Annotated in this window: 17 protein-coding genes and 2 tRNA genes; 7 read left to right on the forward strand and 12 right to left on the reverse strand. The window is 66.0% G+C overall.

The window, feature by feature from the left end; genetic code table 11:
• Nucleotides 1–154 precede the first annotated feature (154 nt).
• A tRNA-Gly gene (locus tag ABUA28_RS04835) sits at nucleotides 155–225 on the reverse strand.
• A 165-nt stretch (nucleotides 226–390) separates the two neighbouring features.
• Here ABUA28_RS04835 and ABUA28_RS04840 point away from each other — a divergent pair.
• The 5 genes from ABUA28_RS04840 to ABUA28_RS04860 all read left to right on the forward strand — a co-directional run bounded on the left by ABUA28_RS04840 (nucleotide 391) and on the right by ABUA28_RS04860 (nucleotide 4511).
• Nucleotides 391–464 (forward strand) — tRNA-Pro (locus ABUA28_RS04840).
• Nucleotides 465–535: 71 nt separating this feature from the next.
• The gene (tig, locus tag ABUA28_RS04845; RefSeq protein ID WP_349902819.1) at nucleotides 536–1891 is read left to right on the forward strand and encodes a trigger factor; all 1356 of its coding nucleotides are present in this window, start codon (nucleotides 536–538) and stop codon (nucleotides 1889–1891) included.
• Nucleotides 1892–1927: 36 nt separating this feature from the next.
• Nucleotides 1928–3130 (forward strand): trans-sulfuration enzyme family protein, encoded by a 1203-nt coding sequence (locus ABUA28_RS04850; protein WP_349902820.1) that lies wholly within the window; start codon nucleotides 1928–1930, stop codon nucleotides 3128–3130.
• Nucleotides 3131–3216: 86 nt separating this feature from the next.
• Entirely contained in the window at nucleotides 3217–3831 is a 615-nt protein-coding gene (locus ABUA28_RS04855; protein ID WP_349902821.1) for an ATP-dependent Clp protease proteolytic subunit, read from the forward strand.
• Between the two features lie 11 nt (nucleotides 3832–3842).
• Complete coding sequence (locus tag ABUA28_RS04860) at nucleotides 3843–4511, forward strand: ATP-dependent Clp protease proteolytic subunit (protein WP_349902822.1); 669 nt, start codon at nucleotides 3843–3845, stop codon at nucleotides 4509–4511.
• A gap of 51 nt (nucleotides 4512–4562) precedes the next feature.
• Here the strand turns inward: ABUA28_RS04860 and ABUA28_RS04865 are convergent, their stop codons facing one another.
• From ABUA28_RS04865 to ABUA28_RS04875, 3 genes are all read right to left on the reverse strand, one after another.
• Complete coding sequence (locus tag ABUA28_RS04865; RefSeq protein ID WP_349902823.1) at nucleotides 4563–5189, reverse strand: copper resistance CopC family protein; 627 nt, start codon at nucleotides 5187–5189, stop codon at nucleotides 4563–4565.
• Nucleotides 5186–5890 carry a YcnI family copper-binding membrane protein gene (locus ABUA28_RS04870; RefSeq protein ID WP_349902824.1) on the reverse strand — a complete coding sequence of 235 codons (705 nt, stop codon included), beginning with the start codon at nucleotides 5888–5890 and terminating at the stop codon, nucleotides 5186–5188. The genes ABUA28_RS04865 and ABUA28_RS04870 overlap by 4 nt, the downstream gene beginning before the upstream one ends.
• Before the next feature lie 132 nt (nucleotides 5891–6022).
• Entirely contained in the window at nucleotides 6023–6625 is a 603-nt protein-coding gene (locus tag ABUA28_RS04875) for a hypothetical protein (RefSeq protein ID WP_349902825.1), read from the reverse strand.
• A gap of 232 nt (nucleotides 6626–6857) precedes the next feature.
• Between ABUA28_RS04875 and clpX the strand changes: the two genes are divergently transcribed.
• Nucleotides 6858–8135 (forward strand): ATP-dependent Clp protease ATP-binding subunit ClpX, encoded by a 1278-nt coding sequence (clpX, locus tag ABUA28_RS04880; RefSeq protein ID WP_349902826.1) that lies wholly within the window; start codon nucleotides 6858–6860, stop codon nucleotides 8133–8135.
• A 120-nt stretch (nucleotides 8136–8255) separates the two neighbouring features.
• A complete protein-coding gene (locus ABUA28_RS04885) occupies nucleotides 8256–9038 on the forward strand; it encodes a hypothetical protein (RefSeq protein WP_349902827.1) in 783 nt (260 codons plus the stop codon).
• Here ABUA28_RS04885 and ABUA28_RS04890 read toward each other — a convergent pair.
• The 8 genes from ABUA28_RS04890 to ABUA28_RS04925 all read right to left on the reverse strand — a co-directional run bounded on the left by ABUA28_RS04890 (nucleotide 9012) and on the right by ABUA28_RS04925 (nucleotide 20012).
• Complete coding sequence (locus ABUA28_RS04890; protein ID WP_349902828.1) at nucleotides 9012–11057, reverse strand: M3 family metallopeptidase; 2046 nt, start codon at nucleotides 11055–11057, stop codon at nucleotides 9012–9014. The two genes, ABUA28_RS04885 and ABUA28_RS04890, sit on opposite strands and share 27 nt — an antisense overlap.
• A 366-nt stretch (nucleotides 11058–11423) precedes the next feature.
• Nucleotides 11424–11693, reverse strand: coding sequence for a hypothetical protein (locus ABUA28_RS04895; protein WP_349902829.1), 270 nt, complete (start codon nucleotides 11691–11693; stop codon nucleotides 11424–11426).
• A 14-nt stretch (nucleotides 11694–11707) separates the two neighbouring features.
• A complete protein-coding gene (locus ABUA28_RS04900; RefSeq protein WP_349902830.1) occupies nucleotides 11708–12292 on the reverse strand; it encodes an RAD23 family protein in 585 nt (194 codons plus the stop codon).
• Complete coding sequence (gene valS, locus ABUA28_RS04905) at nucleotides 12293–14908, reverse strand: valine--tRNA ligase (RefSeq protein WP_349902831.1); 2616 nt, start codon at nucleotides 14906–14908, stop codon at nucleotides 12293–12295.
• Between the two features lie 124 nt (nucleotides 14909–15032).
• Complete coding sequence (locus ABUA28_RS04910; protein WP_349902832.1) at nucleotides 15033–16613, reverse strand: ABC transporter ATP-binding protein; 1581 nt, start codon at nucleotides 16611–16613, stop codon at nucleotides 15033–15035.
• Nucleotides 16610–17413 (reverse strand): ABC transporter permease, encoded by an 804-nt coding sequence (locus tag ABUA28_RS04915; protein WP_349902833.1) that lies wholly within the window; start codon nucleotides 17411–17413, stop codon nucleotides 16610–16612. Before ABUA28_RS04915 ends, ABUA28_RS04910 begins: the two co-directional genes overlap by 4 nt.
• A complete protein-coding gene (locus ABUA28_RS04920; RefSeq protein WP_407075413.1) occupies nucleotides 17410–18393 on the reverse strand; it encodes an ABC transporter permease in 984 nt (327 codons plus the stop codon). Before ABUA28_RS04920 ends, ABUA28_RS04915 begins: the two co-directional genes overlap by 4 nt.
• Nucleotides 18378–20012, reverse strand: coding sequence for an ABC transporter substrate-binding protein (locus ABUA28_RS04925; RefSeq protein WP_349902834.1), 1635 nt, complete (start codon nucleotides 20010–20012; stop codon nucleotides 18378–18380). Before ABUA28_RS04925 ends, ABUA28_RS04920 begins: the two co-directional genes overlap by 16 nt.
• Nucleotides 20013–20051: the final 39 nt, after the last annotated feature.

Genomic DNA, 20051 nt, shown 5'->3' on the forward strand with positions numbered 1-20051 from the left:
TGCCCTGCCGCTGGGCAATCGGGTTCGGCAATTGGCCTACCGCGGAGGCCGCTTCGGGTGCGGTGTCCTCAGAATAGAGGACAAACTATCCGGTCTGCTGTCCCCAATTGGGGGGTAGTCGCATGTGCTGGGTGCGCCTTCACCAGCGGGCGGGAGGGGATGACGGGAATCGAACCCGCGCCATCAGTTTGGAAAACTGAGGCTCTACCATTGAGCTACATCCCCGCAGCGAACGCCTGGGCGATTCGTGCGGTAGACAGCCTAATACAGAAGCTGGGTACGTCGTTATCCGGGCTGTGCAACTCGGCTAGACTTGCGGAGGCCGATTTCTGGGCAGCAGGTTTAGATCCGTTCCCCGGCTGCGTGTGGGACGGCAGTTCGACACAATCCCGGGGCGTAGCTCAGCTTGGTAGAGCGCTCGGTTTGGGACCGAGAGGCCGCAGGTTCGAATCCTGTCGCCCCGACAGAACAACAGTGCACAGAACAACTGCAGTGCCGAGTAGCACGGCAAGACGATAAACAGGAGAAGCACAACGTGAAGACCACGGTCGAAAAGCTGAGCCCCACCCGCGTGAAACTGAGCATCGCGGTGACACCGGAGGAGCTGAAGCCCAGCGTTGATCACGCCTACAGCCACATTGCGGAGCAGGTGACCATTCCCGGCTTCCGCAAGGGGCGCGTGCCCGCGCCGATCATCGACCAGCGCATCGGCCGCGAAGAGGTGCTGAACCACGCGGTCAGCGACGGACTCGACAAGTTCTACCGCCAGGCCATGGACGAGCAGAAGCTGCGCCCGCTCGGCCGCCCGGAGGCGAACGTCACCGGCCTTCCGAACGTCAAGGACTTCAGCGGAGACCTCGAGGTGACCGTCGAGGTGGACGTGCGCCCCGAGTTCACCCTGCCGAAGCTCGATGGCCTCAAACTCACTGTGGACGCCGTGGAGGTGAAGGATGACGAGGTCGAGACCGAGCTGCAGAACCTGCTCGCGCGCTTCGGCACGCTCATCACCGTCGATCGCCCCGCCAAGAAGGGCGACTTCGCCCAGCTGGACCTCGTCGCGGAGATCGCGGGAGAAGAGGTCGACACCGCCAACGCCGTCTCCTACGAGATCGGTTCCGGCGAGCTGATCGAGGGCATCGACGAGGCACTCGATTCACTGAGCGCCGGCGAGACCACGACCTTCGAGTCCGCTCTCCTCGGCGGTGACCACGAGGGCGAGAAGGCCCAGATCACGGTCAGCCTCACCGCGGTGAAGGAGCGCGAGCTCCCCGCAGCCGACGACGAGTTCGCCCAGATCGCCAGCCAGTTCGACACCATCGACGAGCTGAAGGCCGACCTTCGCGAGCAGCTCGGCAAGTCCAAGGTCTTCGAGCAGGGCACCCAGGCCCGTGACCAGGTCGTCGACACGCTGCTCGAATCTCTCGACATCCCGGTTCCCGAGCAACTCGTGCTCGACGAGGTGCATCGTCACCTCGAGAACGAGAACCGCCTCGACGACGACGTGCACCGCGCGGAGGTCACCGAGTCGAGCGAGAAGACCTTCCGCAGCCAGATCCTGCTCGACGTCATTGCGGAGCAGGAAGACATCAAGGTCAGCCAGGACGAGCTCACCCAGTACCTCGTGCAGGGTGCGGCCCAGTACGGTATGGAGCCGGGCGAGTTCATCAAGGTGCTCGACCAGAACGGTCAGATCCCCGGCATGATCGGCGAGATCGCCCGAGGCAAGGCGCTCGCCGTCGTGCTCAGCAAGGCGAAGGTCGTCGACAGCAAGGGCAAGGATGTCGACCTGACGACGTTCACCGCGGGCGTGCTCGAAGACGATGAGAACTTCGTCGAGGCAGACGCAGGCGATCACGAGGGCCACGACCACGAGGGCCACAGCCACAGTTAGTCGTAACGCGGCCGGTGCAGGGCCTACCGTTGAAGCATGAGCGAGAGACCCGACAAGCACCAACCGATCACCCTCCGACCGCTGAGCCAGGCGGTGCACGCGGGCAATGAGATCGACCCCGGAAGCGGTGCAGTGCGCACCCCGCTCATCCTCGCGAACTCCTACGCGCTGCCCGAGGACCCGAGCTCGATCAGCTGGTCGTCGTCGGAACACACGATCTACACTCGCAACGGCGGCACCAACCAGAAGCACCTGCAGGAGAAGCTCGCGCTTCTCGACGGCGGTGAGGATGCGGTTGCGCTCGCGAGCGGCGTCGCCGCGCTGCATGCCGTGTTCTTCACCCTGCTCAAGAGCGGCGACCACGTCGTCATCGCCGACCAGACCTACGAGGCGAGCTTTCGCCTGTTCACGGAACTCCTGCCGGAGCGCTATGGCATCGAAGCGACCTTCGTCGACACGTCCGATCTCGATGCTGTGCGGGCGGCCATCCGTCCGAACACCGTGCTCGTGCACACGGAGGTCATCGCGAACCCGACGACGAGACTCGCGGATGTCGCGGCCCTTGCAGAGATCGCGCATTCGGTCGGTGCGCTTCTCAGCATCGACTCCACGTTCACTCCGCCGCCGATCGCGAGGCCGCTCGACGACGGAGCCGACCTCGTCATCCACTCGCTCACCAAGTACATCAACGGTCACGGCGACGCGATGGGCGGCTCGGTCGTCGGCTCGGCAGAGCTCATCGGGAAGATCAAGGCAGATGCCATGGTCGACGTCGGCGGCGTCATCAGCCCGTTCAATGCCTGGCTCATCATGCGTGGCTCCGTCACGCTGCCGCTGCGCCTGCGCCAGCACCTCGAGAACGCGCAGCGGGTGGCGGAGTTCCTCGACGCCGACCCGCGGGTGGCGTACCTGTACTACCCGGGTGTCGCATCGCATCCGCAGCACGAGCTCGCGAAGCGAATCCTGCCGAACGGCTTCGGCGGAATGATGGCCTTCGCCGTCAACGGGGATTCGGATGCGCAGAACCGCTTCGTCTCGAACCTCAGGGTGATCACCTCCGCGGTCTCGCTCGGCCATGACGAATCACTCATCGTGCACGTCGGCACGAGCGGGCCGCGAGTGGCCTATTACCCCGAGGGATTCCGCACGCTCGGCCACCTGCGTTTCTCCGTCGGCCTCGAGGATCCGGACGACCTCATCGCCGACCTGTCCGCCGGCCTCGACGCCACCTTCAACTAGCTAATCTGCCGAGGGCGAACACGCCAGAACGGTGGCACCCGCTCCGATAGATTCGAAGCAAGCGATAACTGAAACGGAGCGCGATAATGGCCCAACCGGCATTGGTCAGCAGCATCTTTGACCAACTCCTCAAGGATCGCATCATCTGGCTTGGCTCAGAGGTGCGTGACGAGAACGCCAATGAGATCTGCGCGAAGATCCTTCTGCTGGCCGCAGAGGACCCGAAGCGAGACATCTTCCTGTACATCAACTCACCCGGAGGCTCCATCACCGCAGGCATGGCGATCTACGACACGATGAAGTTCGTGCCGAATGACATCGTCACCGTCGGTATAGGCCTCGCTGCGTCGATGGGGCAGTTCCTGCTGTCCTCCGGCACGAAGGGCAAGCGCTACATCACGCCGAACGCGCGTGTGCTCCTGCACCAGCCGTCCGGTGGGTTCGGTGGAACGGCCGCGGACATCCAGACCCAGGCCGGAGTGATCCTCGACATGAAGAAGCGGATGGCCGAACTGACGGCCGAGCAGACCGGCAAGACGGTGGAGCAGATCCTCGTCGACAACGACCGCGACAACTGGTTCAACGCCCACGAGGCGCTCGAATACGGTTTCGTGGACCACCTGCGCGAGTTCGCTTCCGACGTGGTCGGTGGCGGCGGCACGGACGACAACATCTCCGCGGCCGACGCGGCCAAGAAGTAGGGACGACGACCATGGAATTCACTGGCTTCAACCAGCCCGTCGGCGGTCGGGCTGCCGCCGCTGAGGCGCGCTACATCCTCCCGAGCTTCGAAGAGCGCACGGCCTACGGCTACAAGCGCCAGGACCCGTACGCCAAGCTGTTCGAGGATCGCATCATCTTCCTCGGTGTGCAGATCGACGACGCCTCGGCGGATGACGTGATGGCCCAGCTCCTCGTGCTCGAGAGCCAGGACCCCGACCGCGACATCGTCATGTACATCAACTCGCCCGGTGGCTCGTTCACCGCGATGACGGCGATCTACGACACGATGCAGTACGTGCGTCCGCAGATCCAGACCGTGGTGCTCGGGCAGGCGGCATCGGCTGCCGCGGTGATCCTCGCCGCGGGCACGCCGGGCAAGCGCCTCGCTCTGCCGAACGCGCGCATCCTGATCCACCAGCCCGCTGCGGGCTCAGAGGGTTCGAGCCAGGCCTCAGACATCGAGATCCAGGCACGCGAGATCCAGCGGATGCGCACCTGGCTCGAAGAGACCCTGTCGCGTCACTCGAACCGCACGATCGAGCAGGTCAACAAGGACATCGACCGCGACAACATCCTGAGTGGCGAGCAGGCGCTCGAATACGGCCTGATCGACCAGGTGCTGACCAGCCGCAAGAACCTGCCGGCCATCACCAAGTAGGCCGAGGCACCCACTGGCCGAGTAGCGCAAGCTACTCGGCCAGTGCTGTGTTTACTCTGGCTTCCTTTTGCGCCCCGCGAGCAGCAGCGTCACACCGACCGCGAGGCCGACCGCGATCACCGCGCCACCGATCCACAGCACGGCAGCGGTGTCGTCGCTGTCTGCCGCCTGCGCGCGCGGATCCGGCGCTGGCGTCTCGTCCGCGTCGCCATTGGGCTTGAGGGTGCCGTGGCAGTCCGGCGCGGTCTTCGAGCCCGTGCTGACCACGGCATCCGGAGACGACGGGGCCCAGGTGAACGTGAAGTCGTCCGACACGGGATGCCCGTCGGTCGAGATCACCTGCCAGATCACCTCGTATTTCCCGGGTTTGCCGAGCGCGGCATCCGTGGAGATGCCAGGGCCGTCGACGGTCACGCAGCCGTCCCCGTAGTACAGGCCGTTCGCATCCCTCACCTGCAGTGCGAAGCCCGCGCCCTTGCCGAGGTTGAGCAGCAGGTCATTGGTGATGACCGAGAACTTCTGCGGAAGCACCGTCAGGGTCTCGCCTGCCTTCGGCGTGGACTGCACGAGGTAGTTGTGTGCCTGCGCGGGCGCGCTCACGGTGAGCAGCGCACCACAGGCGACGAGCAGCGCGAGACCCCCCATGAGTGCGCGCTTCGCCGTGAGCGCGCGCCTCACCGGGAGGCCTCGCGACGGAAGGCGAGAATGCCGAGCACCGCGCCGATCGCGCCGAGAACGAGACCGCCGATCCCGAGCCCGCGTGCCACAGCATCGCTGGAGGATGCCGAAGTTGTCGGCGCGGGGACCTCGGTGGCGCTCACGCTGGGTGTCGTCGCGGCACCGTGTGCGGCAGGCGGAGTGTCGTTGACGTAGAGAACAGGAGCCGGATGCTCTGCGTTCTCCGTCGTCTGGCTCCAGCTCACGGTGCTTCCGTCGCTGTAGCCCTGCAGTGCAGTGAACACGAGCTTGCCCGTGTCCGGCACGGCGCCGACGGAGAGCGGGAACAGCTGCAGCTGGCCGGCCTCGATCTCGTGACCGGATTCCGCTGTCCAGATCACCTTGGTGACCGCTTCTTTGAGCTCGTTGCCCCCGATCTTCACCGGTTTTGGCAGTGTTTCGGTGAAGAGCTCGGTGCTCCAGCCGGCTACGGGAACGTAGCTGACGCTCGTGAACGGCGTGTCGGTCGGGAGATCGACCTCGAGCCTGTTGGTCACTGCCGTCGCGGACTCAGTCGGTACCTTGAAGGTGACGAGGGCGTAGGAGCCTGCCGCCGCGGTGTTGGGGGAGACCGTGACATGTGCGCTCGCCGAGAGCGGGACCGCCACGGCGAGGATGGCGCCGGCGGCGATCGCTGCCGTGGTCAGGTACTTCTTCTTCATTACTGTGATTCCTTTGGATAGTCGATGATGTCTGTGCGCGCGGCACGCCACGTGAACGTGACCGCGGAGTCGTCGCTGACGACTGGATGAATGGGTGCGATCCGAAGATCGAGTGCCGTCGCGGCGATGGCCTCAGCCCGCCGCGAGTGTGGAGTGCATCGATGGCGGACCGCGATGGTGACGCGAGGAGAACAGAAGCACGAGTTCGGGCGGCGACGCGATGCGCTGTACGGGCATCGCGGGCCGCGGTGTTCTTGCGGGCACTACGGCCGCGAGCTTCGCGAGGATGGAGCCGAGCCAGAGGCGCGCCGTGGCCAGCAGGCCCCAGAACGCGGCCTCGCCGCGACGCAGCGCGGCGATGGTCGCGGCGGCGGCGATGAGGTGCGCGAGCCACATGTCGGCGTCTGCGCCGGCAGGCGTCGTGTTCGGAAGGAACATCACCATGTGGTCGTGCGCGTGGCCAGCACCGAGCGCGAGTGCGGGCTGGGTCGTCCAGAGGCTGAACACGCCGTGAAAGAGGAATTGGCTGAGACCCACGGCGACGCTGAGCCTCGGCAGAGAGAGTTTCTTGCCGGAGAATGCGACGCAGACGAACGACGACACCACGAAGCAACTGACAGTCGCGACCGGTGTCGGAACCGCGCCGCCCGCGATGATGTGGAACGCGACGGCGGTGAACAGTGAGATCGAGGCAGCGACGAGCCCCCGGGCAACGCGTGCCCAGCGTGTTGTCATGACGGCTCCTGCTCGTGCTGTGCGCGCTGTGTCCAGAACCGAGTCTAGGCGGCCACCCGGGTTTAATCGGTGCGAGCCCGCGGATGCGGCACGCCGCGTAGCTTTTCCTCATGATGCACACCCGTGTCGCCGTGTCGGGTTAGGCTCGTACAACAGCACTACGGTGCGTGAGCACCTCGTAAAGTTTTAACGATCCGCAAAGAAGAGGATCCCGACCAGGAGGAGGCCGAGTATGGCCCGTATAGGCGAGAGCGCCGATCTGCTCAAATGCTCCTTCTGCGGAAAGAGCCAGAAGCAGGTGCAACAGCTCATCGCGGGCCCCGGCGTCTACATCTGTGACGAGTGCGTCGAGTTGTGCAACGAGATCATCGAGGAGCGCCTGGCCGAGGCCGGCGAAGAGGCCTCGAGCGAATTCGAGCTTCCCAAGCCGAAAGAGATCTACAGCTTCCTCGAGGAGTACGTGATCGGCCAGGAGACCGCCAAGAAGGCGCTTTCCGTTGCCGTGTACAACCACTACAAGCGCATCCGTGCCCGCAACACGATCGGTGCTGCAGACGCGGTGATCGACGACGTGGAGATCGCCAAGTCCAACATCCTGCTGATTGGCCCCACCGGCTGCGGCAAGACCTACCTGGCGCAGACCCTCGCCAAGCGCCTGAACGTGCCGTTCGCGGTCGCGGATGCCACGGCGCTCACCGAGGCGGGATACGTCGGCGAAGATGTCGAGAACATCCTGCTCAAGCTCATCCAGGCCGCGGACTACGACGTCAAGCGCGCCGAGACCGGGATCATCTACATCGATGAGATCGACAAGATCGCGCGTAAGGCCGAGAACCCGTCGATCACCCGCGACGTGTCTGGCGAGGGCGTGCAGCAGGCACTGCTCAAGATCCTTGAGGGCACCGTCGCCTCCGTCCCGCCGCAGGGCGGCCGCAAGCATCCGCACCAGGAGTTCATCCAGGTGGACACGACGAACGTGCTGTTCATCGTCGCCGGTGCGTTCGCCGGCCTCGAGGAGATCATCTCGCAGCGCGCGGGCAAGAAAGGCATCGGCTTCGGCGCACCGCTGCACAGCAAAGGCGACGACATCAACCTCTTCGGTGAGGTGCTCCCGGAAGACCTGCACAAGTTCGGTCTCATCCCGGAGTTCATTGGCCGACTTCCCGTGGTCGCCACGGTGACCCCGCTCGACCAGGTCGCGCTCATGGAGATCCTCACGACGCCGAAGAACGCCCTCGTACGCCAGTACCAACGCATGTTCGAGATCGACAACGTCGAGCTCGAGTTCGAGAAGGATGCGCTCGAGGCGATCGCCGATCTCGCCGTGCTGCGGCAGACCGGTGCCCGTGGCCTCCGCGCCATCATGGAAGAGGTGCTCGGACCGATCATGTTCGAGGTGCCCTCCAGCGAGGATGTCGCGCGCGTGATCGTGACGAAGCAGGCCGTGATCGATAACGCCGCCCCCACCATCGTGCCGCGCCGCGCCGTGCGCCACGAGAAGTCCGCGTAGCTCCGAAAGCCAGCACATCTTCCAGATCTCAGGCGCGGCGTTCATGCTCTGGATAGGCCGGGGCCATCGACGCGACTCGCGGTCGATATCTCCACACGGTGATCCGGAAGGAGCACATTCGTGACGCAGCAGCCGAGTGTCCCCGGTGCTTCGCCGATTCCTCCAGCTCCGACTTCTGGTCTTCGCGCATTCCGCCGTATCGCGATCATTGTGATCATCGTGTCGCTGTCGCTCACTGCGCTGATCGGAATCGTCACGCTCGTCACCGGATCCCTCGGTGACGTGCAGGGCAAGATCATGCTGACAACGCTGATCATCGGGGCAAGCAGCGTCGTCGCGTTGTGCGATCTTGCCGTGCTCGGACGCCGCGTGCGCGCCGTTGGTATCGCTGGCCTGATCGCGGCCGTTCTGTCTCTGATCACGGCGCTGCTTCTCGTCTGGGGTGACAGTTCTTCGGAGCTCGTGGTCAAGACCTTCGCCCTCGCCGGAATAGCCGCGGTCAGCATCGCCCACGCCAGCCTGCTCCTGCTGCTGTCTGAGCGGCGCCGCCCGGCGGTTCGGATCGGCCTGTGGATCACTGTGGCGCTGATCGCGCTTCTGCTTGCGCTGCTCTACGTGGCAATTCTCAGTGACGGTGAGGTGTGGAGCGGCGGATACACGAAGCTCGTCGGCACCGTGGCGATCCTGGATGTTCTCGGCACGATCGTGGTGCCGGTGGTCAGCCTGTTCCTGCGGGACAATGCCGCGGGCGCCTCACTGACCGTGACCGTCCCGCCCGCGCTGGCGGCGCGCCTCGGTGGGGCAGCGCAGGCCTCGGGAATGTCCCCCGAACAGTTCGCCATCGAGGCGATCACACGACGCTTCGAGGCACCCGATTCAGTCGAGTCCTCGCCGACGCAGTAGCGGCTCGATCACGGCATCCCGGCCGCGGAAATCGCGGTACGCCTCCAGCGGGTCCTTCGAACCGCCGACGCCCAGCAGCCGAGTGCGGAAGCGATCGCCGTTCTCGCGGCTGAGCCCGCCGTTCTCCTTGAACCATTCGACGGTGTCTGCGTCGAGCACCTCGCTCCAGATATAGGAGTAGTAACCGGCGTCGTAGCCACCGGAGAAGGTGTGCGCGAAGTATGCGCTGGAGTAGCGGGGAGGCACGGCCGGATTGTCGAGGCCGACGGCGGCGAGGGCCGCCGCCTCGAAGGCAGCGACATCCGTCACGTCGTCTTCGGCCGTGATGGTGTGCCAGGCCTGGTCGAGAAGGGCGGCGCCGAGGTATTCGCTCGTCGCAAATCCCTCGTTGAAGGTGGTCGACGCGAGCAGCTTGTCGATCGTGTCCTGGGGGAGTGCCTCGCCGGTCTCGTGGTGCACGGCGAAGTTCTGCAGCACCTCCGGCCACAGCATCCACATCTCGTTGACCTGGCTCGGGAACTCAACGAAGTCTCGGAACACGTTCGTTCCGGCGAACTTCGGGTATCGAACACGCGCAAACAGGCCGTGCAGGGCGTGTCCGAACTCGTGGAAGAGCGTGTTCACCTCGTCGTAGCTGAGCAGCGTCGGCTCTCCCACCGGGGGCTTCGGAACGTTGAGGTTGTTCACGACGACCACGGGCGAGTCCGTGAGTGTGTTCTGCGAGACGAGTGGGTTCATCCAGGCACCGCCGCGCTTGGAGTCGCGGGTGTAGAGATCGAGCACGTAGAGTCCCACGGGCGAGCCGTCGTCATCGGTCACCTCGAATATGCGCGCGTCCGGGTGGTATGCGACGAAGTCGGGCCGCTCCGCGAAGCTCACGCCGTACAGTGCGTGGGCCGCGAAGAACACGCCATCACGGATGACCCGCTCAGCCTCGAAGTACGGTCGCATCGTGGTCGTGTCGACGTCGTAGCGCGCGAGTCGCACCTTCTCGCTGAGGAACGCCCAGTCCCAGGGTTCGATGCTCTGCGGGGCGCCATCGACGGCCAGCAACGCCTTCTGCTCCTCGCGGGCGTTTCTCGCCGCGATCGGGGCAAGCCTGCCCAGCATGGAGGCGACGGCCTCCGGGGTGCCGGCCGTCTCATCCGCGGTGACGGCGGCAGCGTGGGAGGCGAAGCCGAGCAGCCGAGCACGCCGGGCGCGCAGCCGGGTGATCTCGAGAACGAGCTCGCGATTGTCGTGGTCTCCGCCCCACGAACCACGCGCCAGGGATGCCGCCATGATGCGTTCCCGCACCGCGCGGTTGGTGAGCGAGGCGAGATACGGATGACCGGTCGGCAACACGAGGTTGATCAGGTATTTGTCGACGAGACCACGCTCTCGTGCGGCCTCGGCCGCTGCAGAGATCTCCCCGGCACCCAGCCCGTCGAGTTCCGCGATGTCGTCGATCACGACGGCCAGTTCGTTGGTGTCTGCGAGCAGGTTCTTCTCGAATCGCGTGGTGAGCGCGGAGAGTCGCTGGTTGTAGTCGCGCAGGACCTGCTTGTCGTTGTCGCTCAGTGCCGCCCCGGCGAGGCTGAACTCGGTGAAGTAGCGCTCGACGAGATAGCGGGACTCCGCATCGAGGCCCTCTCTGGCTTCGTGAACGGCGCGGATGCGCTCGAACAGCGCGGAGTCGAGTCTGATCGCGTCGGAGTGGGCAGCCAGCACCGGCGCGAGCTCCTCTTCGAGGTCGTTGGTGAAATCGCTGCTGTCCGACGAGCTCTTGTTGAAGAACACCTCGGCGACCCGGTCGAGAAGCCGGCCGGAGCGCTCCAGGGGAACGAGCGTGTTCTCGAAGGTAGGTTGCGCATCCTGTCCGGTGATCTCTGCGATCTCGGTGAGTTGCTCCGCCATGCCTCGCTCGAACGCCGGCCGGTAGTGCTCGTCCCGGATCTCCGCGAACGGCGGCAGTTCGTAGGGGAGCGTGCTGCGGGTGAAGAAGGGGTTCGACGACGATTCGGTCTCTGCGGTGTCCACGCGTCCAGCCTACGGTCGGTCGCGCTGGCACAATGTCACCGTCGCATGCCATACTGCCTGAGAACCTCCGTCGCGTTTCGCAGATCCCGTGAAGCGCGCAGCAAGGGCGTGCGAGTGCCGATACCCCTCCGGCACACCGCAGTGAACTGTGGCAACACGGCCCAGGATCAGCACCCGGTCGACCTCACGGGCTCTTTCGTTCCGGTGAGGTTCGGTCGCCGAGACTTCGCGATCGTTCCGTTCGCGCACAGGTTCGGCCCCGGTGAGGCAGCTACCCGAATCAATCGAATATTGAACACGCGGCGTCCTAGCGCCACCTCCTGTGTAAAGCATTCACTCTTCGGGTCCCTCATCGGGGCCGTTACATCACTCGTCTTCGGCGTCGTCCGAGGCTGCGTCGTCTTCCAAATACGTGATCACGCGCGCGGTGTCGCTCGCGGGATCGTAGCGGATGACCGTGCCGTCGTCGAGTTCGACCACGGGCTTGTTCTCCAGCCAGGTCAGTGTCCAGCGCCACTCGTCACTGCCGGGGGTGGAGTCGAGGCGCGCGGACTCGACCTCGCGCACGGCGACGACCACCGCATCCGGCAGACGGGGCGGCTCGGCGCTGACGCGCCATCTCGTGCCCAATTGCATGGGAGCTCCTCGCTCTACGGTGTGATCGGATTGCCGTTCAAGTCGAAGTCGGCTTCCCACAGGATCTGCAGACCGGCTGCCTGGTACGCGGCTTCAGCGTTGGCACTGGGGTATCCGCAATGATCCACGGGCGCATACACCGGCTGGATCGTCCCGTCTTTCAGCGTCAGCCAGATGATGAGGGGGTCCTTCGCGACGCGAACGCAGCTGTCCTTGGTCAACAGCGCGTTCGGTGCCCCGTAGGCGGAGAGCAGCGCTTCCTGGCCGTAGTTCACGTCGTACGCGGTTTCGGCGATCCCGTCTGCGGAGGTCACGGAGGTACACACCCTGATCTTCGTCACCTCGTTCGCTGCGCCGTCAAAGTGGACGGCAGGGGTGTCGGGACAGTAACCCAGGATGTCCGGATCGGTGAGCGCGGCGAGCGGCGTGGTTCGCGTCGGCGTGGCCTGCTTTGCGGCGGGTGCGGTGCTCGGTGTCGACAATGCCGAGGGCGTGTGGCCGGGCGTCGTCGTCGGGCCCTGGGTGGGCTTCGCCGAACCGCACGCGGTGAGCGACAGGCCAAGAATGGCAATCGCAAGGTACGCGAACGGTTTGCGCATCTATTCCACCTGTTCCGTGAATACCACCTCGGAGACGCCGATCTCCTCGCCGTCTGCGAACGTGAGCGTTGCGATCCTGCCGACGGCTTTCAGGTCGGTCTCGGCCTTTTCTATCAGCTCTCGCTGGGCGGCGGGTGCGTGAAGCACCGCGGAGGTGACCTCGGTCTTCTGCGAGGCCTTCGCGTCGGTCTTCGCCCTGCGGATGCCGATGAGCGCCGCACCGACGGCGCCCAGAAGTCCGCTCGGTTCGGCTTCGCTCGGCGGGATCGGCCAGGCCGCCCGATGCACGGAGTCGTCGTGCGTCCACGACCACACCTCCTCCGTCGCGAAGGGCAGGAACGGCGCGAGGAGTCTCAGCATCACGTCGACCGCGGTGCGCAGCGTGTTGACCGCGGATGCCTGGCCGGCCGGGGTGGATGCGCCGTACGCGCGCTCCTTGACGAGTTCGAGATAGTCGTCGCAGAAGGTCCAGAAGAACTGCTCCGTCACCTCGAGGGCACGCGCATGGTCGAACTCGTCGAACGCCTTCGTCGCGGTGCGCACGACGGCACCGAGCTCGGCGAGGAGATCCACGTCGAGCGGCTCCGTGCTGCTCGTGGCGCTCGCATCGTGTGTGTGGGGAAAGGAATAGACGAACTTGGCCGCGTTCAGCACCTTGATCGCGAGCCTGCGACCGATCTTGATCTGGGTGGGGTTCTGCGGGTCGAAGGCCGCGTCGGTGCCGAGCCGCGAGGACGCCGCCCAGTAGCGCACGGCATCCGACCCGTGCTGCTCGAGCATCGCGGCCGGGGTGACCACGTTGCCCTTCGACTTCGACATCTTCTTGCGGTCGGGATCCACGATGAAGCCGCTGATACCCGCGTTCTTCCACGGGATGGTGTCGCTCTCGAGCTGTGCGCGCAGCATCGTCGAGAACAGCCAGGTGCGGATGATGTCCTGCCCCTGGGAGCGCAGAGAGTACGGGAAGACGAGGTCGAACAGCTCTGGATCGCTCTCCCAGCCGCCCGCGATCTGCGGGGTGAGGCTCGAGGTGGCCCAGGTGTCCATGATGTCCACCTCGCCCTCGAAGCCGCCGGGCACCCCGCGCTGGCTCTCGTCGTAGCCCGGGGCGGCATCCGACGACGGGTCGACCGGAAGCGCCTGCTCGGATGGCACGATCACCGCACCGCGTTCGCCGTTCGCGTCGAGCTCGTACCAGACCGGCAGCGGCACGCCGAAGAAGCGCTGCCGCGAGACGAGCCAGTCGCCCGTGAGCCCGCCGACCCAGTTGTCGTAGCGCACCCGCATGAACTCCGGCGTGAAGTTGACCTCGCGGCCGCGTTCGAGCATGGTCGCCTGGAGCTTTTCGTCGCGCGCACCATTGGAGATGTACCACTGCAGCGTCGAGACGATCTCGAGCGGTTTGTCGCCCTTCTCGAAGAACTTCACGGGGTGGGTGATCGGCTTCGGCTCGCCGACCAGCTCGCCGCTGGCTGCGAGCAGCTCCACGACGGCCTTTTTGGCCGAGAACACGGTCTTTCCCGCGAGTTCTGCGTACGCGGCCAGTGCGGTCTCGCCCTGGAGCGCCTCTGGTGCGTCGGCGAGGATGCGCCCGTCGCGTCCGATGATGCTGCGGTTCGGCAGGTCCAGCTCGCGCCACCAGATCACGTCGGTCACGTCGCCGAAGGTGCAGATCATGGCGATGCCCGATCCCTTGTCCTTCTGCGCCAGATGGTGGGAGAGCACGGGAACCTCGACGTCGAACAGCGGCGTGCGCACGGTCGTGCCGAAGAGGTGCTGGTAGCGCTCGTCATCAGGATGCGCGACGAGCGCCACGCAGGCTGGCAATAGTTCGGGCCGCGTGGTCTCGATGTACACCTCGGACTCCGGTCCGTGGAAGGCCACCCGGTGGTACGCGCCCGGCATCTCCTTGTCTTCGAGTTCGGCCTGGGCGACTGCGGTGCGGAAGGTCACGTCCCACAGGGTCGGCGCATCGGCCTGATAGGCCTCGCCGCGCGCGAGGTTGCGCAGGAAGGCGCGCTGGGCCGCAGTCTGCGCCTCGGGGCCGATCGTGCGATAGCTCTGGCTCCAGTCGACGGAGAGGCCGAGCATCCGCCAGACGTCTTCGAACTGCTTCTCGTCTTCTGCGGTGAGCCTCTCGCACAGTTCGATGAAGTTGCGGCGGGAGATCGGAACCTGGTCGGCGGCCTTGCTGCTCGCGTTCGAACCGCCCTCGAGCGGGGGAGTGTAACCCTCGACGTAGGGAAGGCTTGGGTCGCAGCGCACGCCGTAGTAGTTCTGCACCCGGCGCTCGGTGGGCAGGCCGTTGTCGTCCCAGCCCATCGGGTAGAAGATGTGCCTGCCGCGCATGCGCTGGTAGCGGGCGATGAGGTCCATGTGGGTGTAGCTGAAGACGTGGCCGATGTGCAGCGAGCCGGATGCCGTCGGCGGCGGAGTGTCGATGGAGAACACGGCATCGGCGTCGTCCCTGCGCGCGGCAATCGCGGCCTCGCGATCGAACCGGTACGTGCCGTCGGACGCCCAGACACCGCCCCACTTGGCCTCGAGTCCTTCGAGTGCTGGCTTGTCAGGGATGCTGCCGGTCGGTGTCGTTTCGGCAGGGGTGGCTGAAGCCATTGTTTCTCCGGTTCGATATGTGCGACACCGAGTCGATGAAGAGGTGCCTGAGTGTGGGGTGTGTGGTCCCCATGGTACCCGAGCATTGGTGGCGCACTCCCGTCGCCGAGGCGAGTGCCGCCCATTACACGAGCCTCGGCGCCGCGGCGATGAGTTCGCGCGTGTAGTCATGGTGGGGATCCGAGAACACCTCCTCGGTCGCTCCTGACTCGACCACCCGGCCGCGCCGCATCACGAGCACCGAGTCGCTCATGTGCCGCACGACACCGAGATCGTGGCTGATGAAGAGGTAGCTGAGGCCGTGCGCACGTTGGAGTTCGTCGAGAAGGTCGAGCACCTGGGCCTGCACGAGCACGTCGAGGCTCGACACCGGTTCGTCGCAGACGAGGATGTCCGGGCGCGGCGCTATCGCCCTCGCGATCGCGACGCGCTGCTGCTGCCCCCCGGAGAGCAGTCTGGGGCGACGGCGGGCGAGGCCGGGAGCGAGGCCGACCTGGTCGAGGAGCTCCTCCACCTCGGTACCCGCTCGCCTGGTCCTCCCGACGCTGAGCGCGTCGGCGAGGATCTGCCCGACGGTGAGGCGTGGGTCGAAGGAGCTGAGTGCATCCTGGTAGATGGCGCCGATTCGGCTCCTGCGTGGGCGGCGCTCGCGCTCTGAAAGCGCAGACCAGGGGGAGCCGAGGAGTTCGACCTCGCCGGAGTCTGGGTGCGCGAGAGCGAGAGCGAGTCTCGCGAGCGTGGTCTTGCCCGAACCGGATTCCCCGACGACGCCGAGTGTCGTGCCTCGCGCCAGGCGGAAGCTCACCTCGTCCACGGCGAGCCTGGAACCGAAGCGCAGGCTCAGATCCTGGGCGATCAGCACGGGTTCGCCCGCTGCGGGCTGCGGGGTGGGCGTCGCTGCCGCTCGTACGGAGCCGAGCAGGCTGCCGCGCGGCTGGTGCGCGGGGATCGCGGCGATGAGACTGCGCGTGTACGGATGCCGGGGAGAACCGAGCACGTCTTCGGTCGTTCCCGCCTCCACGATCTTCCCACCCTGCATGACCGCGATGCGCGAGGCAATCCTGCTCACGACGGCGAGATCGTGGCTGATCAGCAGGATGGCGGTGCCCTGCGCTCGCAGGCTTTCGAGCAATTCGAGGATGCGCGCCTGGACTGTCGTGTCGAGGGCGGTCGTGGGCTCGTCCGCGATGAGCAGCCGAGGTCTCAGGGCGACGGCGGACGCGATCACCGCGCGCTGCCGCATCCCGCCGGAGAGTTCATCTGGGCGCTGTGCCGCGCGCAGTTCGGGTTCCGGAAGGCCGGCCTCCGCCAGCAGTTCGATCGCGCGCTCGGCACGCTGCGATGCCGTCAGCTGAGTATGCAGCCGCAGGGCATCGGCGACCTCCCGTCCGATCGGGCGCAGCGGGTCGAGGGCGACCAGGGCGCCCTGCGACACGAGGCCGATGTCCCGCCCGCGCAGGGAGCGCAGTCGTCGGGGGGAGGCATCCAGGATCGCGGTGTCGTCGAAGCGTGCGATGCGAGCCTCCACTCGCGCACCGACGCCCGCGAGGCCGAGCAGAGACCGGGCGGTCACGCTCTTGCCCGAGCCCGACTCGCCCACGATGGCGAGGCATTCGCCCGCCTCGATCGCGAACGAGACGCCGGAGACCACGGTGTGCGTGCCGAAGGCGATCGAGAGATCGTCGACCTCCAGGAGCGGGTTCACGACGACCTCACCCTCTGCTGCAGGCTTCGCCCGAGGATCGTGGTCGCGGCGGCACTCAGCACGATGAATGCTCCGGGGAAGAACGTCATCCACCAGAACGAGGTGATGTAGGTGCGCCCGGCGGAGAGCATGGCGCCCCACTCCGCCGTCGGAGGCACCGCTCCGAGGCCGAGGTAGCTGAGCGACGACGCCCAGACGATCGACTGGCCGATGCCGAGGGTCACGAGCACGAACAGCGCGCCGGCGACGTTCGGCAGGAGGTGGTGCGTCACGCGGTAGGCGCGGCTTCGGCCGAGCACGACCGCCGCCTCGATGTACGGGGCGTTCTTCACGACAAGCACCTGGCTGCGGATGATGCGCGCGTAGCCCGGCGCCGTGGCGAGCCCGACGGCCACCGTGGAGGTCACGGCTCCCGGCCCATAGATGACGATGAACAATAGTGCGAGCAGAAGCCCGGGGAAGGCGAACAGCACCTCGATGAACCGGGTGGTGCCGAAGTCGAGCCAGCGTGGCCCGAGCCCGGCGAGCAGGCCGAGCACGAGGGCGAGACCGATACCGATCGCGGTCGCGGCCAGGCCGATGAGCAGCGACGGGCCTGTGCCGTGCACGACCCGGGTGAAGATGTCGCGCCCGGACTCGTCCGTGCCGAAGATGTGTGAGAACGAGGGCGGCAGGAAGCCCGCAGAGGGGTGCACGGCGAGCGGGTCGGCGGGGGCGAGCACCGCGGGCGCGACGGCTGCGACGACGAGGAAGGCGAGGACCGCGATCGAGACGATCTCTGCGGGGCGGAGGCGGGTCATCGGGCTCTCCTGCGGCGGGGATCGACGAGACGATCGGCGAGGTCGGTGAGCGTCGTCATGAGGATGTACCCGGTGGCGACGACGAGCACGACACCCACCACGAGGGGAACGTCGCGAAGTTGCACGGCGGAGAGCAGGCTGCGACCGAGCCCGGCCCGCGCGAAGATCGTCTCGACGATGACCGCGCCGCTGATGAGCGATCCGAAGGCCCAGCCGGCGAGCCCGATTGCGGGAAGCGCCGCGTGTCGCAGAACGTGCCGCCAGAACACACCGCTCTCGCTCTCTCCGCGGGCCCGCGCAGCCAGCACGAAGGGCGATGCGAGGGCATCGAGCATGGAGTCGCGCATGACCTGGGCGAGGAAGCCGGCCAGCGGAACCCCGAGCGTGACCACCGGGAGCACATAGCCGAGGACGCCGGGGACGCTCACGGGAGGTAGCCATCCGAGTGTCGTGCTGAACAGCAGGATGAGGGAGATGGCGAGCCAGAAGTGGGGAACCGCGGCGGCCACGATCTCCAGCAGCGAGCCGACCCCCGCGGCCATGCGCCCCGTGCGCATGGACCAGGCGGCGAGCCCGAGAGCGATGAGGGAACCGAGGATGAGAGAGAACAGGGCGAGCAGAAGAGTTCCCCCGATGTTCTCCCCTATGACGGAGACGACCGGCTTGTGCAGCGAATAGGACTGGCCGAAGTCCCCGGTGGCGAGTTTGCCGATGTACACGAGGTATTGGATGCCGAGCGGCTTGTTGAGCCCGTACTCAGCGCGAGCGTGCGCCAACGCCTCCGCGCTCGCCTGGGATCCCGGTCCGCCGAGAATGGCCTGCGCCGGGTCGCCGGGGATCAGGCGGATCGCGAAGAAGGTGACGGTGGCCACGGCCCACAGCACGAAGACGACACCCCCGAGCCTCGCGAGGAGCCACGGAAGCCAGCGGCCCGGATGCCGGACCGCTGGCGGTGCCGCATCGATCAGCGGCGCAACCACGCGTCGTAGAGCACGGGGGTGGACACGGACGGCAGCGCCCGGAAGCCCTCCACCTTCTCAGACAGCAGGTAGTGGTTCTGCTGGTCGTAGAGCGGCAGGATGTAGTAGCCCTCGAGCACGATCTTCTGTGCCTTCGTGTACAGGTCGAGGCGCTGCGCCTTATCCGATGACTGGCTCGCCTCGACAAGCAGTGCGTCGAGCGCTGGGTCCTTGACCTGGGCGTGGTTCGCGAAGTATCCACTCGGCGCGGGAACCGTGCCGTCGGAGTCGAACAGGATGCGCAGCACGTCAGGCCCGACCTTCGTATACGGCGCGCTCACGAGGTTGTAGTCGTTCTTGCCGAGCGCGGCGTACCAGCTCGCCAGGTCGAGCGGGTGGAGGTCGACCTTGAAGCCGGCCTTCTTGGCGCTCGCCTGGAGCTGTTCGAACAGTGACTGCTCTGCCGGGATCGACTGGTTGGTGCTCACCGGGAAGTTCAGTTCGAGAACCTTGCCGTCCTTCACGCGGTAGCCGTCTGCGTTCTTCTGCGTCCATCCGGCCTGATCGAGCAGCTGTGCCGCGGCCTTCTGGTCGTAGCCGAACAGTGACGGCTCGGAGTAACCGGCCTTCTCAACGCTCGACAGTGCGGAGTACGAGCGCTTCGCCGTTCCGAAGAACAGGCTCTTTATACCGTCGTTGACGTCCGCGGCGCGGATGAAGGCCTCGCGCACCCGCTCGTCATTGAACGGCGCGATGCTCGAGTTCAGTTCGAGCCGGTTGGATGCGCCGGGCCTCGGTGCGTCGACGTGCCCCAGCGTCTTCGTCTTCTCGGCGGAGACGATCGTGTCCGGCTGAGCGTTGTCGATCACGTCGACCGTCCCGGCCTGCAGCGCGGCGTAGCGAGACGCGGAGTCGGGCAGGAAGCGCCAGTCGATCTGCTTGAGGTAGGCCGGGCCGGTGTGGGCGGCATCCGCGGGAGGCGAGTTGTAGTCGTTGTTTCGCACGAGGGTTATCGACTGCTGCCGATCCCACTTCTTCACCATGAACGGGCCGGTGCCGACGGGCGATTCGCAGTTCACCTCCTGGCTGCGCTTGAGTGCGGTGGGGGACTCTATGGCGAGCCAGGGCTGCGACAGCGAGTCGAGCAGCGCGCTGTCGGGTTTGCTGAGAGTGATGCGCGCGGTCAGGGTGTTCACCGCGGTGACTTTGGCGACCTTGGCCAGCGCGAGGTAGCCCGTGGAGGAGCCGGTCTTCGGATCCTGCAGGTGCGCGACGTTTGCGATAATGGCCTCGGAGGTCAGCGGGGTGCCGTCGGTGAACTTCACGTTCTTGCGCAGCGTGAAGTCCCAGCTCAGACCATCCGGTGCTTCTTTCCAGCTGCTGGCGAGCCACGGAATGATGTCGCCCTTGGCGTTCTTGGACACAAGGGACTCGAGGTACTGGGTCGCCACGAGCGCCTGCGGGTAGTTGCCGCCGACGTGCGGGTCGAGGCAGGTGGGTTCCGCGTCGCCGCTCGCGTAAACGAGGGTTCCGCCGGACTGGGGGGTGTCGCTCGAACTCGCGGGTGTCGTCGTGCTGCATCCTGCAATGAGGATGGCTATGGATGCGATACCGACAATGGTGGGGATGAGGCGTTTCACGATCAGCTTTCTTCTATTATTGGGCCGAGTACATTATTA

This window comes from Parafrigoribacterium humi (genome assembly GCF_040227205.1).
Taxonomy (GTDB): domain Bacteria; phylum Actinomycetota; class Actinomycetes; order Actinomycetales; family Microbacteriaceae; genus Parafrigoribacterium_A; species Parafrigoribacterium_A humi.